Here is an 11,376-nt window from a genome sequence, read left to right on the forward strand (position 1 = left end):
GCGCGCCCGCCGGTCCTGTCATTTCGATTTGATGTCGAAGCAACGGCCGCTTGTGAGTTTAACCGCTTCTGCCGAGTGTAACTGCTGTAAAGGCACGTTGATGGCCAGCCATTTTTGGGCCGTAAGCGGTCGGTCCGCGAATGGCGCTTAGAACGGTAAGTCGGCCATCGGACTTCGCGCGTTAGCCTCCTGCAGATTAATTCTTGGACTTATTTTCCTTTGCTACCTCAGTTTCAGCCACGGAAGGGTTGTCCAAGTCGTGATCCAGTTCTTCTGCTTTGTCCGTGATCTGCTCTTGCGCAGCTTCGTAGCGCTCGTCAAAGGCCGGCTCGCTTTTGCATGCGCAGAGAGCGGAGAGTGCGAGCAGGCCTACTATATTACGCATCAATAGTTCTTCCGGTAGCGGATATTGACATTCGTGGCTCCCGAGCCGCCGGCCTGGCTAAGTATCGAAAGGAATGGCGTCAGGCTCACTTCGAGCTGCGTGGCGGTGAATCCGCGCGCATCGGTGATAAATTCGACATAGATGTCGTCGGTCAGATACTGGCCTGCGGCGAGGGCGGTTCCGCGGCCGCTGGTATCATCGGGACCGAGAATGCGCAGGCGGTCTACTCCCGTCGCGGAACGCAGCTTGCCGAGCGGATTGAGACCTCCGCCGCTGCCGCGCAGCGAGTTGAGCGACGCGGCGAGCTGCACTGCCTGGATCGTCGAGAGGTTGCCGATCGAGCTGCCGAACAGGATGCGCGACAGGATTTCGTCCTGCGGCAGGCCGGGTACGCTCGAAAACGCAATCTGCGGATCGTACGCCCGGCCGGTAATGTTCACGTTGACCGTGACTTCCTCGATATCCTCGGTGGCCGTCAGGCGGATGACCGGATCGATCGAGGCGCCGCCGGTGAAATCCACGCGCCCGTCGCTCAGTTCGAACGAACGACCGGCGAAACCAAGCGTCCCGCGAACCAGTTCGACGTCGCCCGAGATGCGCGGTGCGTTACTGGTGCCGCCAAGGCGCATATCGGCCCGCCATTCGGATTCGAGCCCCATACCCGAAACATAGAGCCTTTCTGGAGCATTGAGCGCGATATCGAGCCGCAGCTGGTCGAACAGGCCGGGTTGCGGTTCGGCTGGCTCGTCGCCCGTTATCCGCTTCGGTCCGCGCGGGGGCTTGAAGCGCACGCCGGTGAGTTCGGGCACCTGCGCCGAACCCTGGCGGATGATTTCGTAGCGCGTTTCGGGCAAGGTGATTTCGCCCGACAGCAGCGCAGTCTGTCCGGCCGCCTTGGCCAGCCGCAGATTACCGGTCGCCGTGGCGGACAGCGCGTCGCTCCGCGCTAGCCGCGCATCGTCCAGTGCGACCTCGACATTCATCGGATAGCCGCTCGCTTCCGCCAGGCTGACATAGCCCTGCGCACTGACGGTGCCGTCGCCTGCGCTCGCGGTCAGCCGTTCGATCTCGAACCGATCGCCGCTGAAGCGCCCGGCAATGGCCATGTTCGACAGCCGCGTGCCATAGGTCTGATTTTCGTAGGTGAGATTGCTGGCACGCACGATGCCGGCCAGTTGCGGACTCTGCACCCGTCCCGAGAAATCCGCCGCCACACCGATCGGACCCGACAGCCGTTGGTCGGGCTGGCCGGAAAAGGAGAACAGCGTATCCGCGGGCCCGTTGTAGCGGATCCCGCCGTCGAGCGGCGCCGCCAGTAGGCGCGTCGTCCAGCTGCCCGAGCCGGGCGGCAGCGGAGTGAGAGAGGCAGTCATTCGCCCGATCACGCTGCCGCGTCGGCGCATAACTGCGCGTGCCTCGCCGCCGTTGGGAAGCAGCTTGCCGACGAAGTTGATATCGACCGGCTGGCTGACCGACACCGCCGTGGTGCGACTGAAATTCGCGATCCGCAAGCGTGCGTCGGCGCGCGGGAAAGCGGAAGAACTGGCTTGGCTGAAATCGAGACTGCCGGTGGCGCGCCCGTTGATGCCGAGCCCAGGCACGAAGGCGTCGATCATCGTCAGATCAAGCGAATCGAGGCGGCTCTGGAGTTCGATGCCCGCGCCGTACGTGCCCGCCAGCCGAATATTGCCACGGCCGAAATCGATCCGCGTGGGCAGCAATTCGTATTCGCCCGAGCGCGGGATGATACGCGCCGGACTGGTGGTCGCAAAGTCGATCCCGCGCACCCGCCCCTTGAGCGCGGCGCGCCACAGGTCGGGCCGGAGTTCGGCATTCGCGGCGACGCGGAACGGCACTCCGCTGACACCTTCCGCGAGCACTTTCGCGGTGCCGCTGCCGTCGCGATAGTCGATCTTGGCGCGCGCGGCGTTGAGGTTGAGACTGCCGAAGACCGTCTGTGCAAGTTGCGCATCGGCCACGACGTAAGGCTGGTCGTAGAGTATTATCCTCGCATCCACGATTGCCGAACCGATCGCGAGGTTGGCGGGGCCGGGCAGCACCGTGTCGCGTGCGCGCAGATTGACCAGCGCTTGCTGATATTGCCCGACCGCGTCGAGACGCACTATCCCCGCCACGCCCCGCCCATTGGCATCGAGCCGGCCAGCGAATGGCCCCGCCGGAGTCTGCGACAGCGAGCCGGAGAAATCTATTCCGGCCAGGTTCGCGCTATTGATATCGAGCGTCAGCTGATTGCCCGTCCCGAGCACGACATCTGCGGTTAGCGGGCCATAATCGGTATCGGCGGTGGCATCGAGCCGGTAGCCGTTCCGTGTACCGGTGATGTCCGCGCGCAAATTGGCGAGGCCGATGCCGAAATCTGGCCGCTCGGCGGTGACCACGGCTTGGGGATCGGTGAGCGTCCCCGCCACCCGCACCCCGACCCGGCCATAGGCATCTGTGATGCCGTCGGCATTGAGCGCGAGCCGTCCGTCTGGCGCGTAGAAGCCATTGCCGCCAGTTATGCGCACGGCGGAAGCACGCAGCGAAAGGTTCGAGAAGCGAATGACCCCGTCCGGTCCATAGCGCACATCGCTTGCGGCAACGGCATTGCCGCCGAGGAAATTGCGCACGCTCTCATTGAACAGGCTGGTCGAGCGAGCGCGGACCCGGCCCGCCAGCGCGAAACCGCCGTCCTGCGATTCGAGATCGACGTTGGTCTCGATGTTGAAGATGCCGACGCTTTCCACCCTGTAATTGTCGATCCTGCCGTCAATCGCGCCCGTGTAGAGACCGGTGGAGATATCGGCGAGCAGGATCAGCCCGGCATCGATCCGGTCCGAACGGATCCGCATGTTGTCCGACAGGATGCGCGAGCCGTCGATTGCGAGGTCGCCCCCGAGGCGGACATCGCGCAAGGTTCCGCCAGCGACGGTGTCGAGACCCTCGATCCGGGAGACGCTGGCTTCGACCGGTATCATGATCCGGTCGGCGTCGACCGTCGCTTCGCCGCTCGCGCGAAGGTTTTCCAGCCCCATGTCGTTCATGACGAGGCGATTTGCGTTGATCGCATACTGCACTCGCGGAGTGGCGAATTCGCCGTTCAGAGTGAGCAGCGCGCGCAGCCCTCTGCCGCGCAGGTTTTCCGCCATTGCCGAGGGTTTCAGCAGCACGAACGCGAGTTTGAGATCTTCGAAGCTGTTGTCCGAAAGATCGACCAGCCCATTGGTGTTGAGGCGGAAGGCGTCGCTGTCGAGATTACCCGCGAGCGTTGCGCGGCGTTCGTCGAGCGTGGCGGTCACGTCAATATTCATCACCGGGCCGAGCAGGGCGGCGGTAGGCCCTTCGAACATCCGCGCAATCCGGGTCGGACCGCGTACGGCGAAAGTTCCCTCGCGCGCGGAGAGCTTCAGTCGGGCGAACTCGCTACCGGCGAGGTTGGCGTCGAGCCGCCCGTTCCACGCTTCCCAGCTGCCATTGCCATTGAGGCGGATGCGGACCGGCTCGGTCAGGCCTACCATTGCCGCGAGCACGCCGTCACCGGGTGCATTCAGGTCGAGGTCGAGATCGAGCTTGTTTTCCTCGGGCAGGGCGTCGAGCAGCAGCGCGATGCGGTCGCCTCCCGCACGGCCTCGGCCCGCTATGGTCGCGGCATCGAATTTGGCCTGCGCGCGACCATCGGCGATATGCGCCTCGCCCGCCAGCGACCCCACCCGGCGCTCGCCGCTGACCGGCGCTTCGGCGACGAAGCTGTCGATCCGGAGCGTGCCGATATCGATGTCGTAATCGGGCAGCAGCGGATCTTCGGATGGCGGCGTCTCGTTGAATTCGGGCAGGCGCTGCAGCGTGACCAGCCGCGATGTCAGTGAACGAATATCGATATGGCTATTGATGAATGCGAACGGGCGCCAGTCCATCCGCATCTCGGGCGAGGTCAGGAAGGTGCCTTTGGGATCGGATAGCGATACGTCGTGCAGGATCATTTCGCCGTAGAGCGAACCCTCGATCCGCCCGACATCGATTTCCATCCCGTTCTCGAACTCCAGCGCGCCGATTTGGTCCGCGACGAACCGTTTGCCCGGACCGGTGTTGAGGCCGATCAGAAGCGCCGCCACCAGGAGCACCAAGCCGCCGATCACGATCGCGCCCCATTTGGCTACGGTCGGCGCGCGGTTGCGGCGGGGCGGTTCGATCTGCGTGTCTTCGGCCATCAGAATGCCTGCCCGATCGAGACGTAGACTGCGAACTTGCTCTCGCCCTCGCGCCGGTCGAGCGGCATCGCGACATCGAGCCGTAGTGGACCGAAATTGGTATAGTAGCGCCCGCCAACGCCGGCACCGAAACGCAAATCGCTGAAATCGGGGACCGTGCTTTCGTAGACCTGCCCGACATCGACGAACCCGACGACGCCGAAATTGCCGAAGCGGTAACGGACTTCGGCAGCCGCTTCGTTGAGGCTGCGCCCGCCGAGAGGCCGGTAGATGAGTGGCGCTTCCTCATCCGGTTCGTCCGGATCGGGCTCGAAATCCGGATCGGGATAAACGACGCGCGGACCCAATTGCTGGTAGCCGAAGCCGCGCACCGATCCGCCACCCCCCGAATAGAAGCGGCGCGATGGCGCTAGGTCGAACCGGTCAATGCCCTGGATTGTGCCGAAGCGCACCCGGCCTGCCAGCGTGATCGCGTCGGTCGGCGAGAAATAGGCCGATCCGTCCACCCGCGCGCGCACATAGGGCGTGAAGCCGTCTTCCAGCGAGCCTTCCGGTTCGACCAGCGCGGTAATGCGGAATCCCTCGCGCGCATCGAGCAGGCTGTCGGTACGATCGATGCCAACCTGGCCGATCAGCCCGCCGATGAAGAAGGTGCGGCGATCAAGTTCTCCGAGAGCTAGGTCGTAATCCTGTTCGTTGGTGCCGATCAGCTGCGCGCCGTAAGCATAGGTGAAGGGCTTCTGCCAGATATTGGTCGAATCGTAGCTCACTAGCGCGGATAGGCGTCCGGTAAACGCCTCGTAGGCATCGTAGTTACTGTGAAGCGCCTCAGCGGACGCCTGAAAGGTGCGATCACGCCTGCCCGCATTGGAGCGACGGAATGTCAAGCCCGCCCCCTGTTCCTGCGTCCCCGCCACCGCGCGGGCGATCAAGGCGCCTTCGGGCGGAAAAAGATTGCGGTGAGTCCAGCTGCCTTCGATCCTGAAGCCTTGCCCGGTCCCAAAGCCAGCGCTTCCGGCCAGGGTGCGCGGCGGACCGGCATCCTGCTCGACGAGGATGGACGCGTATTCGGTGCCGTCGCCCGCCGCTTCTCCGCTCTGTTCGGGCAGGACGGAGACGGTATTGAACAGACCCGTTGCGACCAGCGCCTGCCGCAGATCGTCGACCATTCGGCTGTCGTAGAGCTCGCCGCGCTCAAAGCGCGCCAACACCTCGACATGCTCGGCGTCGAAGGCCAGATTCCCGGTCGTGCGGATTTCGCCAAACCGCGAACGCGGTCCGGTGGTGACCGGCAAGGTATAAACCCCGTCGCCGGTTTCCTGATCGAGCAGAATGTCGCGCTGGCCGATCTCTGCGAAGGGGTAGCCGTTTTGCGGGAGAGTGACCGCCACCTGGGCTTCGGCCCCCTGTACGCGCGTGGCGATAATCGGCTCGCCTATTTTCAGTGCCAGATTGTCACGGATCAGGTTAGCTGGCTCGGTAGGCGGCGCATCAATCAGAATGTCGGAGAAAACATAGCGTGGTCCCGGCAAGACATCGATCACTGCAGTCAATGGCTGTCCGCCCGGCTCATTCGATCGATCAACACGCGTCGTGGCGCGTGCCTCGTACCAACCCTCCGCAGCGAGGATGCGTTGCATCAAGGCGCTGTCTTCGGTCAGCCGGGCCGAAACCTGCGCGACATTTGCTGCCTCGCCGTCGCCGTCCTCGAGCGCAGACAAATCATCGAACTGCCCGCGCAGGCTTGTGTCGGTTTGTTCATCGGCCGCATCGAGTCCGTTCACCTGAACCGAGTAGGCGATCTCGACGACCTCCTCGTCGCTCTCGTCCTGAGCGAACTCGACAGGCTCCACTTCGAACTGTTCAAGCGGTGGAAGGGGAGCCACAAGTTCGGCATCACGGACCGGCGCATCGCCGATTTCTTCCACCGTGTCGCCGTCGGCCAGAGAAGGGTCGTTGAGTGGCGGCGCCTGGCCCGCGGCCGGATTGCCATCAGCCTGCTCTGCGGCGATCCGGCGTTCGAATTCCTCGATCGACTCGATCGGTGCGTCGAGTTCAGGATCGGAAGAGGGGTCCAGTTCCGGTATCGTGTCCTGGAATTCCTCATCGGTTATTACGGGGTCAAGTTCGGGCAGGTCCGCGTCGGCAGGAGGAACTGGGACAGGAAGCTCTGAAGGATCATCACCCGTCGGCTCGACATCCTGTGCCAGCGCCGGATTAGCAACGATAGCGAGCGCGGATGCAAGCATCGAGACAGCATAAGGCCGAACCGGGGCACGATTTTTTCGCGGAGGTGTTTGAACAAGAGGCAAATTATCGACGACCATAGAAAGCGACCCAAGGTGCATAACGAAGGACTAACCGGATCATCGCCAAGCGGTCGGCAAGCCTCAGATGAGGCCGATAATCCCACCCATGGTGCAAGTACATCACCCAAACACGCTCCCGGCGCAACTGCAAAAAGCCCTTGGCAGATGCCAAAAGCTGCTTGGAAACAGATTCTTAGGCGTGTGTGGACTATGTGGGGATTTCACAATCTGTCTCTTTTGGGCGCTGGTGTGGCTTTTTTCACCTTCCTTGCGCTCACGCCGCTCATTGCCGCGACCGTAATGGTCTATGGATTGGTTGGGGACGTCGAAACCGTCCAGAGACAGATGCGGTCCATCATCGAGCTGGTCCCGCGCGAAGCGGCGACGGTCATCGAAAATCAATTGCTCAGCGTCGTCACGGCGAATGCCGGAGTGACCGGGCTAGCACTCGCCATTGCATTGGGTTTCGCAGTATTCGGAGGGATGCGTGCCGCCAACGGGCTGATTGGCGCACTCAACATCATCAACGAAGAACACGAGACAAGAGGCATTATTTCGCTAAATTTTCGTGCGGCGGCGCTCACGTTGGCAGCGATTTTCGTAGCATTGACAGGATTGATCAGCAGCGGAATGTTTGCCTGGTTGCAAATGCAAGCCGGTGATCTGCTCGGCGAAGCAGCTGCATTTGCAATTAAGTGTCTGACCTGGATTGCATCGATCCTGTTCGGGAGCGCTGGTTTTGCTCTCATCATGCGCTTTGGACCGGACCGAGAGCCGGCCCGATGGCTATGGCTCGCTCCCGGCGCGCTCGTCGCAACAATACTCTGGATCGCAATCTCGTTCGGATTTTCGTTCTATGTAGCTTATGTCAGCGATTACAACGCCACGTATGGGTCGTTGTCCGCTATCGTCGTTTTCCTGATGTGGCTTTTTCTGTCCGCATATGGCGTTCTGGGTGGTGCGTTGCTGAACGCCGAGATCGAGCGCCAAACAACGGTCGACACGACGACCGGTCAGGAAATGCCGATTGGAGAACGGGGCGCGGTTCTCGCCGATTTGGCCGAAGGCGGGCTCTCCATTAGCCAGTGGATGGAAAAGGCAGAACGTCGTGCCGTCCGCCGTCACTTGCGATCTCATAAGATCAAGTCCTCGTTGAGGAATTGAGGCGATGGGTGTCTACGCTTTGCGACGTTTGAGTAGGAAGGTTCGCCCGATATGACAATTTAGGGGACGGTTCCTGCCCGTCCGGTTCTGGCATGGGGTTGGGCGGAGCGGACCTTCGGCTTGCGCGCCCAACTGCGGTCATGGGGGTGTCTCCTTCCGCATGCGCGAAAGCAGACGTTAATGCTCAGCATACGAGTTAGGCCTCTAACGCCGACACGGGGGCAGTCATTCGTGCGCCATATTGATCTTTTTATCGCAGCAGCATCGATGACCTTCGTGACCGCATGTGTTGAAGACCACCCTCTCGCCGCGTCGCGTCTTGCTGATTATAAACCATTCGATCTCAAGACGCGGCCGCACTTCTCCAGCTATCAGAACGTTGTTGGCTCATACCTGCGTCGAGAAGCGCTAGGGGAGGACTCACAAGCTTGTGTCGTCGGTCTGACGCGCGGAGGCCGAGACACTGATGTGGTATGGGTCATTTGGCGCGGAGGCGATCGGCTCATTCGATGGTTCCCCGGAGAAAATAACCTCGAATTGTCCTCCCGCAATCTCAGCTTGACCGAGGATGTCGTTCCTACCGATGCAGACATCGGCACAAGCACCTACCTTGAGAGCCGTCCATGGGTGAATGAGCTAGAGCGCTTGTGCGAAAAGCATGGCCGCCGCGTATCCGCAAATCAGTAATTCTGCGCTGACCGAAGGGACTGCTTCTGCAAACATGTGACCAGAAGCCGACGGTCGCAAAACCAACCGCTAACGGCCATTTCCGTGGGCCGGAATGTGATCCTTACGGGCGTCATATTTTCGGCAGAAACCGGGCCGGGAAGAGACAGTCCGGTTCCGGTGGTCAGACGGCAAAAAGCCGCCATTCGGCTTTCTATACTATTCTAGGCTCGGAGCCGTCGAACGGCTTGGGCGCGCCCTTCATGGTCTTTTATCGGATAGCCACGGTAAGCTCGATGGCAACGAGACGCCAACTGAGACCATCCCGCTCGAAGCGATAGCTGTTGCCGCTTGCTTCGTTGCGACCCGACGGCGTGGCGACGATTGTATTCAGTCCAGACCAATCGAACGACCAGCTATCGGCAGTTTCCATCATGCGGGGCATGGGGCCCGCGGATTCTCCATCAGGAAAATCTGCGGGCAGTCCGGCGGCGGCGGCGAACTGCCATTCGCCGTAAGGTTCGTTAACGAACATCCGAACTGCTCGCGGGTCTGACATCGCATCCAGAACGGCGTCCTTCGTGTAGGGCGGTTGGTAAGTATCGACCTGTAGCAACATTTGCCGCTCGAATGCGGCCCGCACACCTTGCCGGTTGTAGAGGGAGAGTAGCTCTTCGGGGTCAGCGTCCCAATTGCTGAGTGCTGCAATCGCCAGTCGCGGCGAGAAAGCATACCAGCTACCTGCAGCCACAATCACGAGTGCGACAAAGGCCGTGGCTAGCCAGAAGAAGCGAGAGTACCTCATTCCCAAACGCATAGCAGTGCAAGGCTTGTTACGCTCTATGGTTTATCATGAGTGCTCATTTCTGTTTTGAGACGGGTCGTCATTTGCTCGTCAGCTATTGAATGCCCGGCATGATCAACATGAGATTATAACGAAAAAAGCGCTTCGTTTCAGTGCCGTTCAGCGAGAATGCTCCATAATACATCGTCACATTTGGGAGGTGGTGTATTGATTAGACTTGCTGTTGCCCTGTGCGCCAGTCTGACTGCTTGCTCTGCTCAAGGCTCAAGCGATGATCGCGGATCCGCGTCTTCAGGCGACTATACCACCATTCTGGAAGCGCCGCCCTATCCACCGATAGAGCGGCTCGGCCCCGAACCCTATACGCCGACGTTGCAGGACCGACGCTCCATCTTCGCCGACCGGATCGAACAACAAAACTTGCCCATGTTGCGTCGCCTCAAGAAAGACGAAATGGGCAATTTTGGCGGGATTGAGTGGCGCTGGAGCGATGGACCTGCGAACGATGGCCTCGGCTCCCTTACCGGAATTGCCTACTTCCTGCGCGCACCCGAACGAAGCCTCAGTCGGTACACATCCGACCCTTTGTTGTCTGCAGCGCAAGGCGATTTCTCACGCGTGGAACAAGACGAGGTAGCACGTGGATGGGCAGACAAGATCGGTCGGGATATCGCCTCGGAAGGCTTTGGCAATATGAGTACGCCGTGGCTCAGCATCGCAATCCCGCGCGACCGGTTCGAGACGCTGCGCGAGGAGGAGGATTGGGACATTCCGGTCAACCTCACCTTGCGTTTCAGCACCTATCTCGAGACCGACCTGCCTCCGATCGTGGATGATGTGAAAGCGGACATCCGCCACTTTCCCGCAGCTGACCGGATGGCCAGGCCGACACCTGACCTTGCTACCTATGATACTATCGTACTTCGCGACGGCTGCTTCTTCATCGATGAGGAGGGTGACGCCGATCCGCTTGTGATGTTCCCTTTCGGCACCGGGGTCTATCGCGATGCCGAAGGCCACATGGCATTCCGATCACGTAATTCCCACTATCAGCCCCGGCTCTCGCGGGTCGGCACCCGGATGCAGCTGGGTCACCGCGCAGAGGTGACCGATCCGCCTGCTGAACTCATCGAGGCCTGCGGCAAGCACCCGGTCGTGCTGGTCAAATCGCTCGATCAGGCGGCAGGATATGGCAATGACTGGTTTGCCGTGCGCGAATATCGGGACCGCGAAGGGATCAGCAGCGCCGAGGCCATGCGCCGAGCAAACGAATGCCTGCTGGCGCAGGAGCAGACCATGGCGGAGAACCGCCTTCGGGGCGGGCGAGAGCATCCGACCCAGTGCGCCCGGAAGTTCGGCATCTGGGGCAACCCGGTCGTCCCGCCTCCGCCGCCGCCCCCGCCGCCCGGAATGCAGTCGCAATCCGCTACCGAACCGCTTTTCCCTCCATCGCCGCCCAAGAAGCTGCTGCCTACGCGCAATGGTGTGTGCCGGTTCGAGGAGCGAGATCCTTCCGAACGGCCAAAGGAGCTCATCGCGACCAATCGCGATTCCAACATGATCTTTTGGGCCGATGAAGGCGCGGCGCTGTGGGATCAGCCCAACCGCTTCATCGACGAAGGCATGGTGATCCCCGGCAAGCGCATCGTCGCGGCGCGCGAAGGGATGAAGGATCTGTGGATATTCCCCAATCGAGACGGCCCTATCTACCTCCATTCCGGCCCGGAGATATTTGCATGCAGCCAGCCCGAAGATTGGTGAGGATTGCGGCGTTCGCCCTGCTCATACCGCTCACCGCCTGCCAGAGTGCGCCTGCCTCGCCTCATCTGATTACCATCG

The 11,376-nt window shown here is 61.3% G+C and carries 7 protein-coding genes; 3 read left to right on the plus strand and 4 right to left on the minus strand.

Annotated features, from left to right (window positions below; genetic code table 11):
- Positions 1-196 precede the first annotated feature (196 nt).
- Genes GRI55_RS01530 through GRI55_RS01540 form a run of 3 tightly spaced genes read right to left on the minus strand, consistent with a single transcriptional unit; the run spans position 197 to position 6,842 of the window.
- Positions 197-385, minus strand: coding sequence for a hypothetical protein (locus GRI55_RS01530; protein WP_160765962.1), 189 nt, complete (start codon positions 383-385; stop codon positions 197-199).
- On the minus strand, positions 385-4,593 hold the full coding sequence (locus tag GRI55_RS01535) for a translocation/assembly module TamB domain-containing protein (RefSeq protein ID WP_160765963.1): 4,209 nt from the start codon (positions 4,591-4,593) through the stop codon (positions 385-387). Before GRI55_RS01535 ends, GRI55_RS01530 begins: the two co-directional genes overlap by 1 nt.
- Positions 4,593-6,842 carry an autotransporter assembly complex protein TamA gene (locus GRI55_RS01540; RefSeq protein WP_237452370.1) on the minus strand — a complete coding sequence of 750 codons (2,250 nt, stop codon included), beginning with the start codon at positions 6,840-6,842 and terminating at the stop codon, positions 4,593-4,595. Before GRI55_RS01540 ends, GRI55_RS01535 begins: the two co-directional genes overlap by 1 nt.
- 93 nt (positions 6,843-6,935) lie before the next feature.
- Here GRI55_RS01540 and GRI55_RS01545 point away from each other — a divergent pair, with 93 nt between their 5' ends.
- Together GRI55_RS01545 and GRI55_RS01550 are read left to right on the plus strand one after the other, a co-directional pair.
- Positions 6,936-8,066, plus strand: a complete 1,131-nt coding sequence (locus GRI55_RS01545) for a YihY/virulence factor BrkB family protein (RefSeq protein ID WP_307019754.1) — start codon at positions 6,936-6,938, stop codon at positions 8,064-8,066.
- A 231-nt stretch (positions 8,067-8,297) separates the two neighbouring features.
- A complete protein-coding gene (locus GRI55_RS01550; protein ID WP_160765965.1) occupies positions 8,298-8,753 on the plus strand; it encodes a hypothetical protein in 456 nt (151 codons plus the stop codon).
- Between the two features lie 250 nt (positions 8,754-9,003).
- Here GRI55_RS01550 and GRI55_RS01555 read toward each other — a convergent pair whose 3' ends face one another.
- Positions 9,004-9,549, minus strand: a complete 546-nt coding sequence (locus tag GRI55_RS01555; protein WP_160765966.1) for a hypothetical protein — start codon at positions 9,547-9,549, stop codon at positions 9,004-9,006.
- Between the two features lie 195 nt (positions 9,550-9,744).
- On the opposite strand from GRI55_RS01555, the gene GRI55_RS01560 reads away from it, so the two are divergent.
- Complete coding sequence (locus GRI55_RS01560; RefSeq protein WP_160765967.1) at positions 9,745-11,298, plus strand: hypothetical protein; 1,554 nt, start codon at positions 9,745-9,747, stop codon at positions 11,296-11,298.
- The last annotated feature ends 78 nt before the right edge of the window (positions 11,299-11,376 follow it).

Source organism: Qipengyuania citrea (assembly GCF_009828015.1).
GTDB lineage: Bacteria > Pseudomonadota > Alphaproteobacteria > Sphingomonadales > Sphingomonadaceae > Qipengyuania > Qipengyuania citrea.